Below are 20,852 nucleotides of genomic sequence, written 5' to 3'. Positions count from 1 at the left end.
ACTACGCCACATCCACGATCGATTTAGGCCAGGCCCATGCCGCTATCGCTGCCCAAGCAAAAGATCCGCGTTCTGCTCCTGGAGGGCGTGAACGACTCGGCCGTCCGCATGTTCGAGGCCAATGGCTATACGGAGATCGAGCGGCTGCCGAAGGCGCTCGGCTCGGCGGAGCTGAAGCGGATGCTGTCGGGCGTGCACATGCTTGGCATTCGCTCGCGCACGCATCTGACCGCGGAGGTGCTGCAGGCGGCGGACCGGCTGATGGCGGTCGGCTGCTTCTCGGTCGGCACCAACCAGGTCGAGCTCGACGCGGCGCGGCGGCTCGGCATTCCCGTCTTCAACGCGCCCTATTCGAACACGCGCAGCGTCGCCGAGCTGACCATTGCCGAGGTCGTGATGCTGATGCGGCGCATCTTCCCGCGCTCGGTCTCGGCGCATGCCGGTGGCTGGGACAAGTCGGCGAATGGCAGCCGCGAGGTGCGCGGCAAGACGCTGGGCATCGTGGGCTACGGCAACATCGGCTCGCAGCTGTCGAACCTCGCCGAAACCATGGGCATGCGGGTGATCTTCTTCGACCTCACCGACAAGCTGCGCCACGGCAACACCGAGCCGGTCGAAAGCCTCGACGAGCTGCTCGCCAGCAGCGACGTCGTCTCGCTGCACGTGCCGGAGACGCCGGCGACCGCGAACATGATCGGCGAGCGCCAGCTCCGGCAGATGAAGGACGGCGCCTATCTGATCAACAATTCGCGCGGCACGGTCGTCGACATCGAGGCGCTGGCCAGCGCGCTGCGCGACGGCAAGCTCGCAGGCGCCGCGGTCGACGTGTTTCCGGTCGAGCCGGCCTCGAATGCCGATCCCTTCGTGTCGCCGCTGCAGGGACTGCCCAACGTGATCCTGACGCCGCATGTCGGCGGCTCCACCGAGGAGGCGCAGGACCGCATCGGCGGCGAGGTCGCGCGCAAGCTGATCGACTACTCCGACGTCGGCTCGACCTTCGGCGCCGTCAATTTCCCCCAGGTGCAGCTGCCGGCTCGCCCCACCGGCACGCGCTTCATCCACGTCCACCGTAACGTCCCGGGCGTGCTGCGGCAGGTCAACGAGGCGGTGGCGCGGCACAACATCAACATCCTCGCGCAATATCTGCAGACCGATCCCGAGGTCGGTTATGTCGTGCTGGAAACCGATGTGGTCGGCGGTGAGGGCGAGGAGCTGCTCGCGGAGCTGCGCGCGGTCGAAGGTACCATCCGCGTGCGCGTGCTGTACGACCACGACCGGCCCTGAGATGACGGGGGCTGTTGCGCGATGACTGCCAAGTCTCCATCGGCTTCAGCCCCATCTGTCGTTCTCAGCACGACCGTGCCGGCGCGCGTGCTGCGCCATGATCCGCAATATGGCATGTCGACGCTGTTCTTTGCCGACGGCGAGTTGCGGGTTCCGATGGTCGATGCCCCGATCGATGCCGGCGTCTCCGTGACCATCGAGGCGCGGGACGTGTCGATCGCGCTGTCGCGTCCGATGGACGTCTCGATTACGAACCGGCTGCCGGGCCGGATCGAGCAGATCCTGCCGCTCGAGTCCCCCTATGTGCGCGTCACCTTCGATCTCGGCGCGACGAAGCTGCACGCGCTGGTGACGCTGGAGTCGGTCGAGCGGTTGGCGCTGGAGCCGGACTTGTCCGCCTGGGCGATGATCAAGAGCGTCGCGATCGGGCCCGGCGCGGTTCGGCCTTCGGAGCTGCCTCGGCCGCGCCGCTGGCCCGCTTCTGATAGTGACGGTCCGTAGCCTTCTGCAGCTCGCCGAGTGCTGCGGCCGTGGCGGTGCGCGTGCGCCGCTCCATCGATCGATACAGCGCGATCAGCCGCTCGCCGAACGGCGTGATCTCGGCGCCGCCGCCGCGGCGGCCGGGATGGGTCTCGAACACCGGCGTCTCGAAGGTGCGGTTGAGCGCATCGACCATCAGCCAGCACTTGCGGTAGGAAATGCCGCTCGCGCGCGCGGCACCCAGGATCGAGCGCTCCTTGCGGATGAAGTCGATCAGCAGCAGATCCTCGGGCGACAGGCTGCCGCCATTGCCGAAGTTGATAGTCAATGCGATCTGAGCTTCGCGCTTCATCCCATTCCGATCCGCTCGCGTTGAAAGCCGATCATGTCACGAGCGGTTGGCGCTGTCACGCGGCCGGACCACGCCTCGACCCAGCCAGGGCCGCGCGCGACATCGACGTGGACGCATTCGGCGAACGCCCCGGCAAAGCCCACCCACGCCTCCATCATAGCCGGCGAGACCGCCGTGATGATCGGAAGCCCCGCAGCGATGGCCGAGCCGAAGGCGTCGGCAAGGCCGCCGCCGGTCGCTTCCTGCTTGCCGAACTTGCTGAGGATGACGACGTCGGTGCCGCTGATGATCGACCGCTGCACGGCGGCGCAGGCGAGCGCCAGGCCTTCCGGATCGAGATTGCAGGCCTGCGATCCCGAGCCGAGATCCTGCGAGATCGAGAACAGGCTGTTATCATCGAGACTGCGCAGCATCATGGATTTGCACGGCTTCGCTTTGTCCGCGCTGCTCTCGATTACGCCGGAGACGCGCAGGCCCGTATCGACGAGCCGCGTAGCAAACTCGGCGAGCATCTCCTGGATCACGCTGGACGCGGCCCCCTGCAGCGCCACGATCTGACAAGTCCCGACGTCGGATATACCCATCGCAGTCCTCCTCATACGTTGGCGGAGACGCGGCCCGCCTTCCGACCGGTTTGCATGATCTCGTGGACGGCCGACACCACGCTCGCGGCGATCGCCTGACCGCGCTCATCGATCCCGGTCCAGGCGGCGTGACGGCCACGCGGATCGATCTCGAGCAGCTTGACGTTGGCCGGCACGCGGACGCCGTCACGCGCGATGCCGCGCAACGCGCCATCCAGCGGCGCGAGCACCGGGGAGCCGCCGAGCGAGCCGAGCTGCAGCCCCTTGTAGACGCGGGTGCCGATGTCGAGCGGCGTGTGCCAGACGGCGTCCTGGTCCGAGTACACGAAGCGCTCGCGCCCCGCGCCGCCGAGATCGCGCGCCTTGCCGTCCGCGTTCCGCGTCGTCCCCTGCGCCACGATCGCACCGGTCTCGCAGGGATGGGTCTCGATCGCGACGTCGCAATTGCGTCCGACCGCGAAGCGTGGCCCGAGGCCCACCGCAACACCCGCGACGCCGCGCAGATCCGGCGTCACCAGATGCTTCTGCATGCGGGCGTCGACGATGACCGCCGGGTAGCGATAGGCGATGATGTCGGTGAGATGCAGGCCGGTCACCGCGACCTGGCCGGGCTCGCGATGGATCCGCACGACATCCGCGATCCCCTCGGCGCGGCAGCCGATCACGCCGTCGATGTCGCGCGTCTCGCCATAGAGGACGTCGTGGAAAGCCATGCCACGCCGGATCACCGGAGGGAACGCGTCGTGGCAGAGCACGAGCGCGAAGCGGGCGTGGCTCAGCCTGGCCGCGACGGCGGAGGCGATCTCGTTGGTGCCGAGCACCAGCGCGAGCGGCTTGGGCGCGTTCGGATGCCAGGTGACGGCGGCTTTCATGCTGATGACCTCGTGTTGCGAGATCAAATTAGCAAGCGCCGGGCCAGACGGCCGTTCGCCGGTCAACTCTCTCATTACGTTGATGAAAATCAGGTAGGCACGACCTTGATCTGCCTTTAGCTGTATTGTTTAAGATATAACATCGGATGCTATATTGTCGTGTATATAACATGGCAGCGATGTCGTGGATTGGGCCAGGCGCGTTCGATCAGCTGGCAGGATCTTCGCGGCGAACCAGGGCGACGCCCTTCACCTGGGCGTAGACGGGAAGCCCGGCGTGCAGGCCGAGCTCGTTCCACGAGCGCTGGGTGACGCGCGACAGCAGCCGCGCGCCCTCACCATTCTCGCCGAGGCCGAGCAGGGCGGTAACGCGGTGGTCCGACTGGCTGCGGATCTCGAGGATTTTCGCGCGCAGCACGTTGACGATGGTGCTGCGGCTCGGCACGTCCCGTGCGAGGCTGACGTCGTCGGCGAGCACGCGCAGGCGGCGGCGCGAGCCCGGCGCGAGCGGCTCGGCCGGCAGCAGGAACTGGCCGCCGGGCACGTCAAGCGTCGCCATGCCGTCGGTCGGGTCCTGATCGCGCACGGTGGCATCGAGGCTCACGGCGGCATGGCGCGACGACGCGAGTGGCAGCGACAGGTCGGCCTGAAGCTCTGACAGGGGGCCGGACGCGAGCACGGCGCCTTGGCGCATCAGCACCAGCTGATCGGCGAGCCGCTCGACTTCGGTGATGTCGTGGCTGATGTAGAGGATCGGCAGGTCCAGCGCGGCGTGCAGCCGCTCCAGATAGGGCAGGATCTCGTCCTTGGTGATCTGGTCGAGCGCCGAGAGCGGCTCGTCCATCAGCAGCAGCTTCGGCTGGCTGAGCAGCGCGCGGCCGATCGCGACGCGCTGCCGCTCCCCTCCCGAGAGATGCCGCGGCGAGCGCTCCAGCAGGGTCTCGATCCCGAGCAGCGCGACGACCTCGTCGAAGCCGATCGCGGCGGGGCCTGTCGTACCGGGATGGCCGTACATCAGGTTGCGACGGACCGAGAGGTGCGGAAACAAATTGGCTTCCTGGAACACGTAGCCGATCGGCCGCTGGTGCACCGGGCGGAAGGTCTTCTCGTCCTGCCAGACGTCGCCGGCGACCGAGCACAGCCCGCCGGCGAGGCGATTGAGGCCGGCAATGCAGCGCATCACGGCGGTCTTGCCGCAGCCGGAGGGGCCGAAAATCGCGGTGACGCCGCGCGCCGGGACCTCGAAGCGCGCGTTCAGTTCGAACCGTCCGAGCGTGCCGCTAAAATCGACCTTGACGGTGCTCATGACGCGCTTCGCGTCATCTTCTTCTCGATCAGCATCATCGTGAGAATGACGCAGAACGAGAACACGACCATGCCGAGCGCCAGCACCGAGGCCTCGGCCCATTGCGAGGTCTCGACATAGTCGAAGATTGCGACCGACAGCACCTTGGTCCTGCCGGGAATGTTGCCGCCGATCATCAGCACGACGCCGAACTCACCGACGGTGTGGGCAAAGCCGAGGATCGCTCCGGTGAGAAAGCCGGGGCTCGCGAGCGGCACCGCGATGGTCCAGAACGCGCGCCAGGGCGAGGCGCGCAAGGTGGCGGCCGCTTCAAGCGGCTTCTCGCCCATCGCCTCGAAGGCATTGCGGATCGGCTGCACCACGAACGGCATCGAGAACAGCACGGAGCCGATGACGAGGCCCGGAAATGTGAAGGCGAGGGTGCGCGCGCCCCATAGCGAGGCCAGCGCACCGCCGGGGCCGCTCGGGCCGAGTGCGACCAGCAGATAGAAGCCGAGCACGGTCGGCGGTAGCACCAGCGGAATGGCCACCAGCGCTGCGACCGCCTCCTTCCACCACGCCCGCGACCGCGCCAGCCACCACGCGATCGGCGTGCCCACGATCATCAAGATGACGGTCGTGAGCGCCGCGAGCTCGAGGGTCAGCCGGACCGGTTGCCAGATGTCGGCCGAGACGTGGAGGTTCATGCGTGCGACGTCTTGATCGAGATGAGGTCTGCGGTCCTCATCTCGGAATGACCTTCACCCTCCCCTGGAGGGGGAGGGTCGCCTCGCATGAAGCGGAGCGGAATGCGAGGCGGGGTGGGGTGAATCTCCTCGGACCGATATCGCGGGCGAATCATCAGCGCCGTCACCCCACCCCGATTGCTCATTGCATTCGCAACCGACCCTCCCCCTCCAGGGGAGGGTGGGGAAATCGTGGATGCCGCATCGATCCGATCATGCTGCATCGCGTCTCGCTCATTCAACCTCAGGTGCCCGACTTCGGGTCCAGAGCATAGCCGAACTTCTCAATCACCGCACGGGCTTCCGGGCTCCTGAGGAAGGTCAGGAATGCGGTCGCGGCCTCGTTGCCGGCGGAGGCCTTCAGCAGCACGGCATCCTGCCGGATCTCGCTATACAGGCTCTGCGGCACCAGCCAGCGCGAGCCGCCAGCGTTCGGCATCAGCTGCGACAGCGCGACGAAGCCAAGCTCGGCATTGCCGGTATCGACGAACTGGAAGGCCTGCGAGATGGTGTTGCCCTGCACGATCTTGGGCTGGATCGTGTCATAGAGCTTGAGCGCCTTCAGCGTCTCGACCGCCGCGGCGCCATAGGGCGCGGCGGCGGGATTGGCGATCGACAGCTTGTTGAACGCGTTCGCCTTCAGGGTCTCCTCGCCTTTGATCGTGTTCGGATCCTTGCTCCACAGCACGAGCTTGCCGATCGCGTAGGTGAAGCGGCTGTCGGCGACGCCGAGGCCCTCATCGACCAGCTTCTTCGGCCTCTCGTCATCGGCCGACAGCAGGATCGCGAACGGCGCGTTTTCCTTGATCTGGGTGTAGAATTGTCCGGATGCGCCGAAGCTCAGCACCAGCTCGTGTCCGGTCTTGGCCTTGAACAGTGCCGCAATCTCCTTGGCCGGCTCGGTGAAGTTGGCCGCCACGGCAATGTTGGCGCTGGCGGCGAAGGCACTCGCACTAGTCAGCAAAGTGGCTGCCGCGCACAGGGCGGCGGCGACGAAGCGCATCAATCTCATCAAATTGTCCTTTCCACCGAGGGGGCCGTTTCGGTGAATTGCAAGTCTCATTCCGGCGCACGGGCCGGTGCCATACGCCGTGCTATATCCATTCGTATACATCAAAATAGACGGGTCCGCCAGTTGCCGTCAACCCGAGGCGATTTCGTGCGGCCGTCACGCGCGTCAGTGTTCGACACGCGACAATCGCTGCAAGGCAGTGTCGAGAAAACGACAGCCCTGAAGATCGGCCGATCCTCAGGGCCGTCCGAGCGTCAGGCCATCTTGTCCCAGAGCTGTCGCACCAGCATGCCGGCGCGCTTCTCGATCGCCGCGGCGGCATCGAGCGCGAGGTCCTCGCGATAACGGCCGGCGATCAGCTGCACGCCGATCGGCTGGCCCTGGTGCACCGCGACCGGGACCACCGCGCCGGGCAGGCCGAGGACATTGATGGCCGAGATGAAGCGGATTTCGTTGAAGAAGATCTCGCGCACGCGCTCGGCGCTGACAGTGTCCTCGCGCGGACCCGGCGTCGGCTTGACCGTCGTCGGCGCCAGCACCACCGGGTACTCCTCGAAGAACAGCTGCCAGGCCCGGATATGCGTCGAGCGTTGTGCCGTCGCCTGCATCCAGCCGGCGAGGTCGAGCATCTCGGCCTTGGCCCGCATCCCGCCCCAGGCCTTGTGGAAGTCCTCGGAGGTGACCGCCAGCATCTTGGCTTCCTGCATCACCACGACCTCGTTGGTGATGATGTCGCACCAGGTCTGCCAGACACCGGAAATGTCGGGCACCTCGACCTCGCTGACCCGGTAGCCCGAACGCTCCAGATGATCCGCGGCCTGCCGGAGCGCGGCATGCACCGAGGGATCGACGTCCATGTCATCAGGGATTTTGGCGAGCGCGACCTTGATCGGCCGCTTTGGCTTCTCGCTTTCTAATGGCGCTGGTACCCACCAGGGATCACGCGGATCGCGCCGGCTCATCACTTCGAGCGCCAGTCTCACGTCTGCGACACTGCGCGCGAGCGGGCCCTGCGACGACATCAGATGCGACAGCATCGGCCGCTCGGCCGCCGCGCTTTCGTTGTAGGCCGGGATGCGGCCTTGCGTCGGCTTGATGGTCACGACGCCGTTGCAATGCGCCGGCCAGCGCAGCGAGCCGCCGATGTCGTTGCCATGGGCGATGGTGCCGATGCCTGCGGCAACCGCGCTGCCGGCTCCTCCAGACGAGCCGCCGCAGGTGATCTCGGGATCCCACGGGTTCAGCGTCAGTCCGTGCAGCGGATTGTCGGTGAAGCCGCGGAACGAGAATTCCGGCGTATTGGTGAGGCCGAGCACAATGGCGCCCGCCTTCTTCAGATTGCGCACCACCGGCGCGTCCGACGGCGCGATCACGCTCATCTGGGCCGGCACGCCGTTCGGATTGGGCCGGCCTTCGTAGTCGACGTTTTCCTTGATCGTCACGGGAACACCGTGCAGCGGACCAAGCTCGCCCTTTCTGCCGCGCGCCTTGTCGGCCGCACGTGCCGCCTTCAATGCCTCCTCGGAGAGATCGACGACGACCGCGTTGAGCTTCGGATTGACCTCGTGCATGCGCGCGATGTGCGCCTCGGTCACCTCGACCGCGGACACGCCACCGGCGCGGATCGCCGCAGCAGTATCCATCGCCGACCACTGCCAGATCGGCCCCTTCGGCAGCCGCTGTTTCGGAGTGGCCGCCTTCGGCTGAGACGTCGCTTGCGTCCTGGTCTTGGGCGCAGGCTTCTTCTTCGCGGCACGTGCGGCCGCGCGTTTCGGGCCCGGCTTCACGGTTTTCGCGGCCGGCTTTTTGACTTTCGCTGTCTTCACCACTGTCTTTTCCCCCCGGTTTCCGCCTCAAGCCACGGACATCGTCAGCGGCGGCTCGACGTCGTCAGGCAGTGGGCTGACATAGGGCGTGCGCGTGGTCCGCTTCTTCAAGTCGGCCTTGGCAGCTGCGATCAGGCCGGGCTCGTTGAGCGCCTTGATGCCGAGGCCCGCCATCGCCTTGGCGGCCTGCACCATGGCCTTGTGCGCGCCCGGCGACTTGCCCTGGGCGACGACCTGCCAGGTGTGGAACGGCGTGCCGATCGCGACCGTCGGCGCGTGTACCTGCACCGTCGGCACCACCCAGCTGACGTCGCCGACGTCAGTCGATCCTATCTGCGGATTGCGCTTGGCATCCAGCGGCACGAGGAAGTCGGCGAGCGGCTTCTCGGTCGGATCCATGCCGATGCTGTAATAGACCGAGGCGATATCCTTGTCGGTCAAGGTGGCCTGGATCTGCCCGGCGAAATCCTTGTCGGTCGCGTCGAAATGCGGCGGCCCGAGCTCTTCCATGATTCCATACAGCGCCTCTTCGAGCGGCGTGTTGGGCAGGATGTTCGAGACCGCGGAGATGATCTTCATCTCGACCTTGGTCTCGGTCATCAGCGCCGCGCCCTGCGCGATCTTGTGGACGCGCCCGACCAGTTCGTTCATCCCGGGCAGATCGCGGGCGCGGATGGAGTAGCGCACGCGGGCGTGGGCCTGCACGACGTTGGGGGCGATGCCGCCGGTGTCGAGCAGTGCGTAGTGCACACGGGCGTCGCTCGGCATGTGCTCGCGCATGTAGTTGACGCCGACATTCATCAGCTCGACGGCGTCGAGCGCGCTACGGCCGAGGTGCGGTGATGCAGCGGCATGCGAGGTGCGGCCGGTAAAGATGAAGTCGGCGCGCGTGTTGGCGAGCGATGGCGTCATCACCACTTCCCAGAAACTCGACGGATGCCAGGTGATCGCGATGTCGGCATCCTCGAACGCGCCCGACCGCACCATGAAGGCCTTTGCCGCGCCGCCTTCTTCCGCGGGGCAGCCATAATAGCGCACGCGCCCTGGAACCTTGTTGGCCGCGAGCCAGTCCTTCACGGCGGTGGCGGCGAGCAGCGCCGCCGAGCCGAGCAGATTGTGGCCGCAGCCGTGACCGTGGCCGCCGCTCTCGATCGGGCGATGCTCGGCGACACCAGCCTCCTGGCTGAGGCCGGGCAGGGCGTCGTATTCGCCCATGAAGGCGATCACCGGGCCGCCCGTGCCCCACTCTCCCATCACTGCGGTTGGGATGCCCGCCACCTTTTCCGTCGTGCGAAAACCCTGGTGCTTCAGTTCGGCAAGATGTTCGGCCGCGGAGCGGGCCTCAGTGTAGCAGACCTCGGGCATGCCCCAGACCCGGTCACTGAGCTCGATGAAACGGGTCTTGATCGCGTCGACGCCGCGCCAGATCTCGCTACGGTTGTCCATCTCCGGTCCTTGTCCTGTGCTGCCGATTGGGAAGCGGTCAGGGTTATCAGCTAAGTTCCCGAACGCCTAGCGACCGCCGCCGGGAGCAGCCATGCGGCATCTGCCCAGCCGCAGGACGGCGTATTATCCTTTGAGCAAATGATGCTACGATTGGGTGCAGCGCGATGTTTTTGGCGGCGCAGCGTAGGGCGAGCTGCCCCGCGTTCTCACATTTCGGAACTGCCACTGTGCGTCGTTACCGCGTCAATCCAGGAACGATCGGAGGCCGGCCCGGTTCTCGCTGACCAGGAGCGCCCAACGCCATGCGTGCAGGACCGATCGCGATCATCGTGGCCTTGCTGCTGATTCTCGCAGGTGCCGTCGTCTTTGCCTATCAAGGCATGACCCTGCCCGGCGATCCGATGCCGCGAGAAGGATGGATCGCGCTCACGCTCGGCGTCGTGTTCTCGCTGATCGTGGGGATCGGGCTGATGGTGCTGTTGTTCTACAGCAGCCGCAAGGGTTACGACGAGCCGTCGCAATTCCGGGCTGACGATCATCCGGATTGAGACCGTTCAGGCCGGCCGCGGCGGATGCTCCGTGCGCGGATGACGGTCGTGCAGCAGCCTTGCGAACTGATGGCGCAGATCGTCGTGGCCGCGCATCGCGGTCTCGAACAGAGCCTCCTGGATATCGCGCGGCATGTCGCCCCAGACACTGATGGCAGCGTTTCCGAGCAGCTCTGCGAAGCGGTTGTCATCCATGCGGCACCTCCGGACGAGGTTACGTCCAGGCGCCGCGAAGGTTCCAAGCCCGCTATTGCGTGGTGAACAGGACCACCGCAATCGCAACTGAGGCTACGATGGCCGACACCGTACCGGTTGTCGACAGCACGCCCATGCGCCACAGCGCGGCCGCGAACACGATGATGATGGGCGTGGCGGTGACGAGCCCGAGCTGCGCTTCGGTCATGGGGCTGCTCCTGAAGGTGGCTCGTCTTTAGCGTGTCCGGGCGCCGCGCAGTTTGTGCAGCGACAAAGAGGACGTCTGCTTCCCTGACTAGCTTGCCGGCGTCCAACCGGAGGTGGAAATGTCGGCAATCGTGGGGGAGGAGGAGCAGGAACGCTGGGGCGTGCTCGACGGCCTGCCCGGAGATCCCATGATGTGGGTGCTGATCTTCAGCGAGCTCGTCGCTTTCGGCCTGTTGCTGGGAGCGTTCGTGGTGGCACGGGCCGTCCACCCCGCTGTTTTCACGGCCGGCCAGGCGATGCTCGACAGTCGGCTCGCCGCCGCGAACACCATCGTGCTCGTCACCAGTGGCTGGGCGGCCGCGCGCAGCGCCGCGGCAGCGCGGAACGCATCGCCGATCATTGCGCGCCGCTGGATCGCGTTGGCGATGCTGCTCGGCGCCGCGTTCATCGCGATCAAGCTGACCGAATATGGCGGCGAGATTGCCGCCGGCGCGGGTCTGGAGACCTCTTCCTTCTTCACGCTCTACTTTCTGTTGACGGGATTTCACCTGCTGCACGTTCTGCTCGGCATCGTGATCCTGGCGATCGTTGCCCGTGGCGCCACCGCCAACGGCGTCGAGACCGGGGCCGCGTTCTGGCACATGGTCGATCTGGTCTGGATCGTGATGTTTCCGATCCTCTATCTGGTGCGCTGAGCCATGGTCCGCGATCGTCTCACCCTGGCCTGGCTCCAGCTGCTCGGTCTCGCCATCGCCACCCTCGCAGCCTCGCTGCTGCTGCCCGGCAGGTGGCTGGTCGACGCGCTCGTCCTCGCGCTCGCCGCCGCGAAGGGCAGGGCGATCATGCTGGACTATCTCGGCCTGCGCCACGCCCCGGCGTTGTGGCGCGGCCTGCTGACGGCATGGCTGACCGGCCTCATCGCCCTTGCCGGGCTCGCAGTCGCGATCCGCGCGCTGGTCTGATCGGCCGATCGCCGCGCTCGTTGCGCCGCGACAAAGAGGCTTTCGGCGTTGCCGGTAGATTGGTTCCACTTCATCGGCTTTCACCAACCGGAAAGGATGTGTCATGGCGGAACGCCTGACCAAGTCGGCCGCGCGGAACGTCTTCTACGGCGGTTCGGCCTTCTTCTTTGCGATCTTCCTCGGGCTGACCGCGCACAGCCACTACTACATGGTCACGACCTCGACCAACGCCACCACGCTCTCGGACGGCGTCGCCCGCGGCAAGCATGTCTGGGAGCGCAACTCCTGCATCAACTGCCATACCCTGCTCGGCGAAGGCGCGTATTTCGCACCCGAGGTCGGCAATGTCTGGGACCGCTGGGGCGGCAAGGAGGATCCGGCCGCGGCACGCGAGATGCTGAAATCCTGGATGCAGTCGCAGCCCTCGGGCGCGCCCGGCCGGCGGCAGATGCCGCAGTTCAACCTGTCCGACCAGGAGCTCAACGATCTCGCCGACTTCCTGCAATGGGCCAATTCGATCAAGCGCCAGGACTGGCCGCCGAACAAGGCCGGCTGAGCCGGCATCCCGCCCTCCATCATGAGAGAGATTCGCGATGAGATATGAGACCCAGAAGGTCGCGATGCTGTATTTCTACGGCGCGCTGACGCTCTTCCTCGCCCAGGTCATCTTCGGCCTGCTTGCCGGCACGATCTACGTGCTGCCGAACACGCTGTCGGTCCTGCTGCCGTTCAACATCGTCCGCATGATCCACACCAACGCACTGATCGTGTGGTCGCTGATCGGCTTCATGGGCGCGACCTATTTTCTGCTGCCCGAGGAGACCGAGACCGAGCTCTACAGCCCGCTGCTCGCCAAGATCCAGTTCTGGTTGTTCTTCGGCGCGGCCGGCGTCGCCGTGGTCGGCTACCTCTTCCACTACCATGAAGGCCGCGAATTCCTCGAGCAGCCCTTCATCATCAAGGTCGGCATCGTCGTCGTCTGCCTGATGTTCCTGTTCAACGTGACGATGACGGCCCTCAAGGGCCGCAAGACCACGGTGACCAACATCCTGCTGTTCGGCCTGTGGGGCGTTGCGCTGTTCTTTCTGTTCGCGTTCTACAACCCGGCCAATCTCTCGGTCGACAAGATGTACTGGTGGTACGTCGTGCATCTATGGGTCGAGGGCGTCTGGGAGCTGATCATGGCCTCGGTGCTGGCCTTCCTGATGATCAAGCTCAACGGCATCGATCGCGAGGTGGTCGAGAAGTGGCTCTATGTCATCGTCGGGCTGGCCCTGTTTTCGGGTATCCTCGGCACCGGCCATCACTTCTACTGGATCGGCGCCCCCGGCTATTGGCAGTGGATCGGCTCGCTGTTCTCCACGCTCGAAGTCGCGCCGTTCTTCACCATGGTCGTCTTCACGGTGCAGATGACGCTCAAGGCCGGCCGCAGGCATCCCAACCGTGCCGCGCTGTTGTGGTCGGTCGGCTGCTCGGTGATGGCGTTCCTCGGCGCCGGCGTGTGGGGCTTCCTGCATACGCTGTCATCAGTGAACTACTACACCCACGGCACCCAGGTCACCGCGGCGCACGGCCATCTCGCCTTCTTCGGCGCCTATGTGATGCTCAACCTCGCCGTGATGGCCTATGCGGTGCCGCAGCTGCGCCAGCGTGCGCCCTACAACCAGTGGCTCTCGATGGCGAGCTTCTGGATCATGTGCACGGCGATGATGGTGATGACCTTCGCGCTCACCTTCGCCGGCATCATCCAGGTGCATCTGCAGCGCGTGCTCGGCCAGAGCTACATGGACGTGCAGGACCAGCTCGCGATGTTCTACTGGGTGCGGCTCGGCTCGGGCGTGTTCGTGGCGATCGCGGCGCTGATGTTCGTCTGGGCCGTGCTGGTGCCCGGCCGCACCAAGGAGGCTGCGCTCCCCGGCGCGCTGCAGCCGGCGGAGTGAAATCCCGCAGGCGGCGGCCTCGATGCCGCCGCCTGCATCCCCCTGATACGGAGAGTGATCATGAAGCCCGCGCTGCACGCGATCGATACCGCCCTTTCGCTTCCCTCGTACACGCCGACCTCAAATGAATGCGCGCTGTTCGAACATGCGTTCCGGCATCGCCTGCCGGTGCTGCTGAAGGGCCCGACCGGTTGCGGCAAGACCCGCTTCGTTGCCCACATGGCGGCGCGGCTCGGCCTCCCGCTGCACACCGTAGCCTGTCACGATGATCTCACCGCCGCCGATCTGACCGGGCGTTATCTGCTCAAGGGCGGCGACACCGTGTGGACCGACGGCCCGCTGACCCGCGCGGTGCGCGAGGGCGGCATCTGCTATCTCGACGAGGTGGTCGAGGCGCGCAAGGACGTCACCGTCGTGCTGCATCCTCTCACCGATGATCGCCGCATCCTCCCCCTGGAGCGCACCGGCGAGGAGCTGATTGCGCCCGACGGCTTCATGCTCGTGGTGTCGTATAATCCGGGCTATCAGTCGCTGCACAAGGCGCTGAAGCCGTCGACGCGGCAGCGCTTCATCGCGATCGAGTTCGGCTTCCTGCCGGCCGAGCAGGAGATCGCGGTGGTCGCGGCCGAGAGCGGGCTGTCGCCGGAGCGCGTGCGGCCGCTGGTGGCGCTCGCGCATCGCTTCCGTGCGCTGCAGGGCCATGATCTGGAGGAGGGCGTCTCGACCCGGCTCCTGGTCTATTGCGCGACCCTGATCGCGGCCGGCACGCCGGTCGCCGACGCCGTGCTTGCGGCGATGATCGAGCCGTTGACCGATGACGCTGACGTCAAGGCTGGCTTGCGCGAGGTCGCGCACGCCGTGATCGGGTGAGCCAATGCTCGACTTCCTCGAACTGGAGGAGACCGTCGGCCGCGCCTGGCATCGCCTTGTCGGCAGCACGTCGAGCTATCCGGTCCATCCCGAGCATGCTGTGGCGCTCGCCGACATCAGCGGCCGCGTCGCCGTGATGTTCCGCGCGCTCGGCGGCGAGACCGGCGTGCAGATCGCAGGGGCCAAGGCGCGCAAGTCGGGCCACCGGCTCGGCTGGCGCCAGCGCATCGGGCTCGGTGACGAATGCCTCGACCATGCCGGGCGCGACGGCGCCACCGTGTTTCTGCCCGAGACCATCGCGCTGCTGCCGGACCGCGCGCTCAATGTGAAGCTGTACCAATGGCTCGCGGCCTGGTTTGCGACCATGCCGGTCGAGCCGATCACGCAGACCGATCCGCTGCAGCGTGATCTCCTCGCCCTGCGTCGTGCCGGCGAGACCACCGCGCTCGTCCTGGCGCGCTTCCCGGGGCTGACCAGCACCCATGCGCAACTCGCCGAAGCGCTCGCAGCCACCCGGCCGCAGCGGCCGCTGCCGCGGCTCGAGCAGCAGGTCGAACGCATCGTCATGGCGCTGCTCGGCGCCGGCGCGCCGCCCAGCGGAGCGCTGTGGAATGCCGTGATTGCCGACGGCGCCTTGCCGGATGTCGCACCGCCCGGCTATCGGCCGATGCTGCCGTGCCCATTGTGGGGCGATTGCTGGAGCCGCGAAGCCGTCGCGGCTGCGCGCGGTGATGAGGAGACGCAGACGCCGGCGGAGGAGGCCAGCGCGGCTGACACCCGCAAGCGCCTTGCGCGCCGCGAGCGCGACGACTCTGCCAAGCGCGATCCGTTCATCCTCAACCGCTTCGAGAAGATCCTCGCGATGGCGGAGATGGTGAATGTCGATCGTCCCTCCGACGACACCGACGAGGACGACGCCCGCAAGGCGGCCGACGATCTGGATGAGCTCGCGATCTCCAGGCGCAAGGGGCGGCCGGCGAGCAAGCTGAAATTCGATCTCGACCTGCCGCCGGAGGCAGTCGACACTGCGAGGCTCGACAGTGGCCGACTGTATCCCGAATGGAATTACCGCAGCGGCGCCTACCTGCCGGACCATTGCCGCGTCGTCACCGGCGACGCCGCCGAGACGGGCGAGAGCTGGACGCCTGACGATGCGATGCGCCGGCGCATCCGCAGCGTACGGCGCAGGTTCGAGACCTTGCGGCCGCGCCACGAGGTGATGCGCGCACAGGCTGACGGCCACGATCTCGACATCGATGCGCTGGTGCGCGCGCGCAGCGATCTCAATGCCGGCCACGTCGGCCTCGATCGAGTCTATCTGGCGATGCGGCCGCTCGCGCACGATCTCGCGGTGACCTTGCTGGTCGACGTCTCTCTGTCCACCGATGCGTGGATCGACGGCGTTCGCGTGCTCGACGTCGAGAAGGAGGCGCTGCTGGTGCTGGCCCATGGCCTTTCGGCCTGTGGCGACAGCCACAGCATTCTGACCTTCACCTCTCGGCGCAATTCCTGGGTTCGCCTCGAGACCGTCAAGGCGTTCGGCGAACCGATGAGCGGGCAGGTCGAGCGCCGCATCGGCGCGCTCAGGCCGGGCTACTACACGCGCATCGGCACCGCTGTGCGTCACGCGGCCGGCGAACTCGCCGAGCGTCCGGAGCGCAAGCGCCTGCTGCTGGTGTTGACCGACGGCAAGCCCAACGACATCGACCACTATGAGGGCCGCTTCGCGATCGAGGACACGCACAAGGCTGTGCAGGAGGCGCGGCGCAGCGGCGTGGCCGTGTTCGGCGTGACCATCGACGCGTCGGCGCAGTCGTATTTCCCAACGCTGTTCGGCCGCGGCGGCTACGCCATTGTCGGCAACATCCGCCGTCTGCCCGCCGCGCTGCCGGCGCTGTACCGGCAGCTGGCGCATTGATGGGCGCAACTAGCAACTAATCGGTTGCGTCGAATACCCTTCGAACCGTCTTCAGGTCGCCGGCTCGCGCAAATTGCGCAGCGGCACCGGCAGGTGGGCCATCAGCTTGTCGAACTCGCCGGGATCGAGCTTCTCCCAGAGAATTTCGAAGATGCCGCGCGCCGCCCTGAGCGGATCGACCGGGAAATGCGGCGGCAGCTGACGGAAGATGTCGTCGACGAAATATTCGAGATGGCGGTCCTTGGTCGGCGTCGCCGCGTGGTGCCAGCCTTCGTAGTAGATGCCGCGAATGAGCATCGGCAACTGGACGCCGAAATTCACGGCGACGGCCATCGGCATACGGTCGCGCAGGACATGCAGGACTGCACGCAGTGCGTTGTAGGCCTGCTGCCGGCTCGCGAGCCCGAGCCTCTGCTCGACCGCCTTCAGCCAGATGTTGGTTTCCTGGACGGTGTGATCCAGGGCGGTCACGCCGAGCTCGCTCATGTGGTTCTCCATGATGACAAGTGCATAGGACCGTTCGAGGGGACGCCGAACGAGTAATGGCAACGCCTGATTCGCTTGGACGCCTTGTCAATAGGTGGTGCGTCCGGGTCGGGCGTGTTGACTTGCATCAAATCACGATGTCGTGGTCGGACCGTGAGGTAAATGGCGGGTCAATGCCCGGCGCGGGCATTTACGATCCCAGTGCCGCCGAAGCGGCTACCAGCGGCCGGCAGCTGCCCGTCATTTTACGGGGATCGCTGTGGCGCCGTATACGGCACGCGCCGATGATCAGCAGTTCACTCTGACAAACAGCGCATCGACAATCAGGACATCTACAAACAGGGCGTCGCGATCTCGCGGCGCCCATCGCGCCCGAGTCTTGCAAGACGGGGACCCTCTTGAGTGAGAGGGCGCAGGGAAGGCCGGGAGCTCGCCGCCCCCATGGCCCCCGTGCGGAAAGAATGCACGGGGCAGGAACCACAGGTTCGGCCGAGACATCCCGGCCCTCCCTGCGCGATGGTGTTACGGCTTATACGCAGTCTCCCCGGTGAACGGGCTTTCTTGCCACCGTCGCCCGCGCGAGGCCGAAACCTCATCGCGAGCTTGACGCCAGCGTCGCGGCGTCAGGACCATGCGACTTCGCCGTCCGCTCCGTGCCGTTCGTCCGCAGGCATGACACCCGCTGCGGCTCGTCGCGTCCATCGCATCCCGCACTCCACGTCTCGTGACGTTCGCGACACGCCCCTCTTCATGAGGCGGGATGCGCGGAAATGTGGAGGTGATTTGCCCGACGGCGCAAGCGATTTGTTTGCGGCAGAATGGCACGACGGGCAATTCGCGCATGGCCGGCATGCTGTTTCGTCGGTGTGGTTCGGTTGTTCGGCTGCATGATTCGAGTTGCGCGCGCAAGCGGTGCTCCTCACCATGAGGGCGAACATCTCGCTGCGCCTTGGGTCGTCATTCTAAGGAGCAGCCGCAGGCGTGTGTCGCGAAGGACGGCTGCAAGGGAGGTTCGCAACGTGTTCGAAAGGGAGAGGATCGTCTGGGAACATCCCGAGATCATCGCAAGGCGCCACTGCGCCATCAGGTTGAACCGTAATCGCCCTGCTTGTGCAGAACGCGTCTTCGCTTGCTCCGCGCGACAGACTCACCTTAGATCGGAGTCGTTCGAGGCGCAGACACTGGCGCACTCGATGCCCCTCAACTCACGAATCGACGTCGGCTCGCAATGCTCAAGTCTGCCCAAGAGAAGTCTGTTCACAACAAAACTGCTCAAGAGAAGTCCGGCAACGACCTGCCGCTGAGCGGCTATGCGGTCGTGGTCGATGGTCAGATCAAGACCGAGTTCAAGACCAAGGATGGCGCGCATAACGGCGCGCACGATCTGAAGCGCAGGTTCCCGATGCTGCAGATCAAGGTGTATGACGCCGAGACGAAGCAGACCCACGACATCGAGCTGGCGCGCGCGTAAGGTTGCGTGCTGTGCGCGGGCCTTGGTGCTGTGAGGATGCCAGACTCTACTTATTATAAGTGGTCGCCAAAATTCACCAATGCGCCTTTGCTGATGCTCAGACGCATGGGGGGAGTATTTCAGATCTAATCGCGGCCGCGGTTGCCGTTAATTCGCCCTCTCCCCTTGCGGGAGAGGGCATGCAGGACGGAGCAGCAAACTCACTCGGGTGAGGGGTATGTCTCGACGAGTTTTGCTTTTGGAGAGATACCCCTCACCCAATCGAACATGTGGATGGTCCGGTGATGCCCTCTCCCGCAAGGGGAGAGGGCGCTGTATTGGGCAGCGATGCGGAAGCGATCGGCTCGGTGCTCTCCGCGAGAGTCCGGCTCGCATTCCTCACCTCGTTGCGAAACGTCTTGGCAAGATTCGACAGCGGCTTCGCCTCAGACCAGAGCATGTAGGCCGAGACTTTCGTGCTCGGCGTGAATGGCCGCACCGCAAGGTCATGGCCGCCCTGGCGCGGCGAGAACGGATCGACCACGGCAATGCCGACGCCGGCAGCGGCGAGCACGCAAGCCGTGTTGCAGTAGCGCACCTCGACGGTCGGCTGGAAGTCGGCGTCGGCCTGCCGGAAGCTGTCGCGCACGGCTTCGCCGAGGCGCGTGCCGCGCTCCAGCCCGATCAGCGGAAAGCCCGCCAGATCCCGCGCGGAGATCACATCGCGTTCCGCCAGCGGATGCCGCGGCGGCATCACGCACACCATCTCGCCGGTGTGCACGACCTCATGCGCAATGCCGGGATGATCGGACAGGCCGAGCGCGAAGCCGAGTTCGGCGACGTTGCCGAGCACGCCCTCGATGACCCCCTCATAGCGCCTGACGTCGAAGAACATCCGCGTCTGCGGTCGCCGCCGCAGAAAACCCGACAGGGTCGGCGGAATGATGCTGTAGGCGAGCGGCGGCGTCGCCACGATCGAGAGATGACCGGTGCGCTGCTCGCGCAGGTCACGCACGCGGCTTTCGAGCCGTGCATGCAAGGTGAAGATCGCCTCGCTTTCCTCATACAGCGCCATCGCCTCGGGCGTCGGGAACAGCCGGTTGTTGACGCGCTCGAACAGCGTGAAGCCGGCCTGCGCCTCCATGGTCTTCAGCGCGTTGCTGATCGCGGGCTGCGACAGCGCGAGCTCCTCGGCGGCGGCGACCGTGGTGTGGTGGCGGATGACCGCCCGCAGGATCTCCAGCTGGCGCAGGTTCATGGCATGGTCGCCCTATAAGCCCGGGTGATGGTCTCGGCCAAAATATCATAGACCGAGCCCGTCCCGACTGGTTGCAATTCCTGCGCCGGTTTAGCTTCATTGATCCTTCTTTTGCGCGTCGCAGCGGGCGGTCCTGCCGCCCGCCGAAAAGGCATGACGCATAGATTGGAGGCAGAGTTTGAGTCGTATCTTCCGCGCCGCCGCCGCCCAGATGGGGCCGACCCAGCGGGCCGACAGCCGCGAGCACACGCTGTCGCGCATGATCGGGCTCTTGGAGCAGGCAGCCGCCCAGGGCGCGAAGCTGGTGGTGTTTCCGGAACTCGCGTTCACGACCTTCTTCCCGCGCTGGATTCTCGACGGTGACGAACTGGACGGCCATTTCGAGCGCAGCATGCCGAACGCCTCGGTCGCGGCGCTGTTCGACAGGGCGCGCGCGCTTCGCGTCGGCTTCTATGTCGGCTATGCCGAGCTGACGGCGGATGGCCGGCGCTTCAACAGCTCCATCCTCGTCGACTGCGACGGGCAGATCATCAGCAAATATCGCAAGGTGCATCTGCCGGGCTCGGTCGAGCCGCGCCCGGGCGCCAAGTATCAGCAACTCGAGAAGCGCTATTTCGGCTATGGCGATCTCGGCTTTCCCGCGGTGCGGACCGATGACGCATGGGGCGGCGCCATCATGGGCATGATGATCTGCAACGACCGGCGCTGGCCGGAATCGTGGCGCGTGCTCGGACTGCAGGGCGTCGAGCTGGTCTGCGTCGGCTACAATTCCGCGGCCTATGACCCGAACGGCGGCAGCACCGAAAATGCCTCGCTGCGCACCTTTCACTCGACGCTGGTGGCGCAGGCCAATGCCTATATGAACGCGACCTGGGCGATCGCGGTCGCCAAGGCCGGCGACGAGGACGGCAGCGGTCTGATCGGCGGCTCCTGCATCGTCGATCCCAATGGCCGCATCGTCGCGCAGGCGACGACGCTGGCCGACGAGATCATCGTTGCCGACATCGATCTCGACCTGTGCCGGCAGGGCAAGGACAAGATGTTCAACTTCGCGGCGCATCGCCGGCCGGACCAGTACAAGGTCATCACCGAGCGCGCCGGCGTGGTCGAGCCGGTTGCGGTCGATTAGTT

General features: G+C 66.0%; 23 protein-coding genes. 11 read left to right on the top strand and 12 right to left on the bottom strand.

Annotated features, from left to right (window positions below):
* Nucleotides 1–36: 36 nt before the first annotated feature.
* Nucleotides 37–1,284 carry a phosphoglycerate dehydrogenase gene (gene serA / locus S58_RS28340; protein ID WP_015668850.1) on the top strand — a complete coding sequence of 416 codons (1,248 nt, stop codon included), beginning with the start codon at nt 37–39 and terminating at the stop codon, nt 1,282–1,284.
* 21 nt (nt 1,285–1,305) lie between these two features.
* Complete coding sequence (locus S58_RS28335) at nt 1,306–1,785, top strand: TOBE domain-containing protein (protein ID WP_042340277.1); 480 nt, start codon at nt 1,306–1,308, stop codon at nt 1,783–1,785.
* On the opposite strand, the gene S58_RS28330 is transcribed toward S58_RS28335, so the two are convergent.
* The 8 genes from S58_RS28330 to S58_RS28295 all read right to left on the bottom strand — a co-directional run bounded on the left by S58_RS28330 (nt 1,694) and on the right by S58_RS28295 (nt 9,887).
* On the bottom strand, nt 1,694–2,116 hold the full coding sequence (locus tag S58_RS28330; RefSeq protein ID WP_015668848.1) for a winged helix-turn-helix domain-containing protein: 423 nt from the start codon (nt 2,114–2,116) through the stop codon (nt 1,694–1,696). The two genes, S58_RS28335 and S58_RS28330, sit on opposite strands and share 92 nt — an antisense overlap.
* Nucleotides 2,113–2,700 (bottom strand): DUF2478 domain-containing protein, encoded by a 588-nt coding sequence (locus S58_RS28325; RefSeq protein ID WP_015668847.1) that lies wholly within the window; start codon nt 2,698–2,700, stop codon nt 2,113–2,115. The genes S58_RS28330 and S58_RS28325 overlap by 4 nt, the downstream gene beginning before the upstream one ends.
* 11 nt (nt 2,701–2,711) lie before the next feature.
* Nucleotides 2,712–3,572, bottom strand: coding sequence for a hypothetical protein (locus S58_RS28320; RefSeq protein ID WP_015668846.1), 861 nt, complete (start codon nt 3,570–3,572; stop codon nt 2,712–2,714).
* Between the two features lie 208 nt (nt 3,573–3,780).
* A complete protein-coding gene (modC, locus tag S58_RS28315) occupies nt 3,781–4,878 on the bottom strand; it encodes a molybdenum ABC transporter ATP-binding protein (protein ID WP_015668845.1) in 1,098 nt (365 codons plus the stop codon).
* Nucleotides 4,875–5,564, bottom strand: a complete 690-nt coding sequence (modB, locus tag S58_RS28310; protein ID WP_015668844.1) for a molybdate ABC transporter permease subunit — start codon at nt 5,562–5,564, stop codon at nt 4,875–4,877. The genes modC and modB overlap by 4 nt, the downstream gene beginning before the upstream one ends.
* A gap of 283 nt (nt 5,565–5,847) precedes the next feature.
* Complete coding sequence (gene modA, locus S58_RS28305) at nt 5,848–6,615, bottom strand: molybdate ABC transporter substrate-binding protein (protein ID WP_042340276.1); 768 nt, start codon at nt 6,613–6,615, stop codon at nt 5,848–5,850.
* Nucleotides 6,616–6,869: 254 nt separating this feature from the next.
* Entirely contained in the window at nt 6,870–8,444 is a 1,575-nt protein-coding gene (locus tag S58_RS28300; RefSeq protein ID WP_015668842.1) for an amidase family protein, read from the bottom strand.
* Nucleotides 8,445–8,468: 24 nt separating this feature from the next.
* Nucleotides 8,469–9,887 carry a M20 family metallopeptidase gene (locus S58_RS28295; protein ID WP_015668841.1) on the bottom strand — a complete coding sequence of 473 codons (1,419 nt, stop codon included), beginning with the start codon at nt 9,885–9,887 and terminating at the stop codon, nt 8,469–8,471.
* Between the two features lie 302 nt (nt 9,888–10,189).
* On the opposite strand from S58_RS28295, the gene S58_RS28290 reads away from it, so the two are divergent.
* Nucleotides 10,190–10,435, top strand: coding sequence for a hypothetical protein (locus S58_RS28290; protein ID WP_015668840.1), 246 nt, complete (start codon nt 10,190–10,192; stop codon nt 10,433–10,435).
* Between the two features lie 6 nt (nt 10,436–10,441).
* On the opposite strand, the gene S58_RS28285 is transcribed toward S58_RS28290, so the two are convergent.
* Both S58_RS28285 and S58_RS38710 read right to left on the bottom strand, forming a co-directional pair.
* Nucleotides 10,442–10,630: a hypothetical protein gene (locus S58_RS28285; RefSeq protein ID WP_015668839.1), complete on the bottom strand. Its 189-nt coding sequence runs from the start codon at nt 10,628–10,630 to the stop codon at nt 10,442–10,444.
* A 52-nt stretch (nt 10,631–10,682) separates the two neighbouring features.
* Nucleotides 10,683–10,838, bottom strand: coding sequence for a hypothetical protein (locus tag S58_RS38710; RefSeq protein ID WP_015668838.1), 156 nt, complete (start codon nt 10,836–10,838; stop codon nt 10,683–10,685).
* A gap of 118 nt (nt 10,839–10,956) precedes the next feature.
* Here S58_RS38710 and S58_RS28280 point away from each other — a divergent pair, with 118 nt between their 5' ends.
* The 6 genes from S58_RS28280 to S58_RS28255 all read left to right on the top strand — a co-directional run bounded on the left by S58_RS28280 (nt 10,957) and on the right by S58_RS28255 (nt 16,527).
* Nucleotides 10,957–11,532 carry a cytochrome c oxidase subunit 3 family protein gene (locus S58_RS28280; protein ID WP_015668837.1) on the top strand — a complete coding sequence of 192 codons (576 nt, stop codon included), beginning with the start codon at nt 10,957–10,959 and terminating at the stop codon, nt 11,530–11,532.
* A 3-nt stretch (nt 11,533–11,535) separates the two neighbouring features.
* Entirely contained in the window at nt 11,536–11,799 is a 264-nt protein-coding gene (locus S58_RS28275; RefSeq protein WP_015668836.1) for a cytochrome C oxidase subunit IV family protein, read from the top strand.
* A gap of 103 nt (nt 11,800–11,902) precedes the next feature.
* Nucleotides 11,903–12,355 (top strand): c-type cytochrome, encoded by a 453-nt coding sequence (locus S58_RS28270; RefSeq protein WP_015668835.1) that lies wholly within the window; start codon nt 11,903–11,905, stop codon nt 12,353–12,355.
* A gap of 37 nt (nt 12,356–12,392) precedes the next feature.
* On the top strand, nt 12,393–13,739 hold the full coding sequence (locus tag S58_RS28265) for a cbb3-type cytochrome c oxidase subunit I (RefSeq protein WP_015668834.1): 1,347 nt from the start codon (nt 12,393–12,395) through the stop codon (nt 13,737–13,739).
* A 60-nt stretch (nt 13,740–13,799) separates the two neighbouring features.
* Nucleotides 13,800–14,609: a CbbQ/NirQ/NorQ/GpvN family protein gene (locus S58_RS28260; RefSeq protein WP_015668833.1), complete on the top strand. Its 810-nt coding sequence runs from the start codon at nt 13,800–13,802 to the stop codon at nt 14,607–14,609.
* Between the two features lie 4 nt (nt 14,610–14,613).
* The gene (locus S58_RS28255) at nt 14,614–16,527 is read left to right on the top strand and encodes a nitric oxide reductase activation protein NorD (protein WP_015668832.1); all 1,914 of its coding nucleotides are present in this window, start codon (nt 14,614–14,616) and stop codon (nt 16,525–16,527) included.
* Between the two features lie 51 nt (nt 16,528–16,578).
* On the opposite strand, the gene S58_RS28250 is transcribed toward S58_RS28255, so the two are convergent.
* Nucleotides 16,579–17,013 carry a DUF2267 domain-containing protein gene (locus S58_RS28250; protein ID WP_015668831.1) on the bottom strand — a complete coding sequence of 145 codons (435 nt, stop codon included), beginning with the start codon at nt 17,011–17,013 and terminating at the stop codon, nt 16,579–16,581.
* Nucleotides 17,014–18,241: 1,228 nt separating this feature from the next.
* Between S58_RS28250 and S58_RS28245 the strand changes: the two genes are divergently transcribed.
* Nucleotides 18,242–18,484, top strand: a complete 243-nt coding sequence (locus S58_RS28245) for a hypothetical protein (protein ID WP_015668830.1) — start codon at nt 18,242–18,244, stop codon at nt 18,482–18,484.
* A 253-nt stretch (nt 18,485–18,737) separates the two neighbouring features.
* On the opposite strand, the gene S58_RS28240 is transcribed toward S58_RS28245, so the two are convergent.
* Nucleotides 18,738–19,721 (bottom strand): LysR family transcriptional regulator, encoded by a 984-nt coding sequence (locus tag S58_RS28240; protein ID WP_015668829.1) that lies wholly within the window; start codon nt 19,719–19,721, stop codon nt 18,738–18,740.
* A gap of 178 nt (nt 19,722–19,899) precedes the next feature.
* Here S58_RS28240 and S58_RS28235 point away from each other — a divergent pair, with 178 nt between their 5' ends.
* Nucleotides 19,900–20,850 (top strand): N-carbamoyl-D-amino-acid hydrolase, encoded by a 951-nt coding sequence (locus tag S58_RS28235; protein WP_015668828.1) that lies wholly within the window; start codon nt 19,900–19,902, stop codon nt 20,848–20,850.
* Nucleotides 20,851–20,852: the final 2 nt, after the last annotated feature.

The organism is Bradyrhizobium oligotrophicum S58, assembly GCF_000344805.1.
Taxonomy (GTDB): Bacteria; Pseudomonadota; Alphaproteobacteria; order Rhizobiales; family Xanthobacteraceae; genus Bradyrhizobium; species Bradyrhizobium oligotrophicum.
The sequence above is the reverse complement of the archived record's forward strand: the minus strand, read 5'-3'. Positions and strand labels throughout refer to the sequence as shown.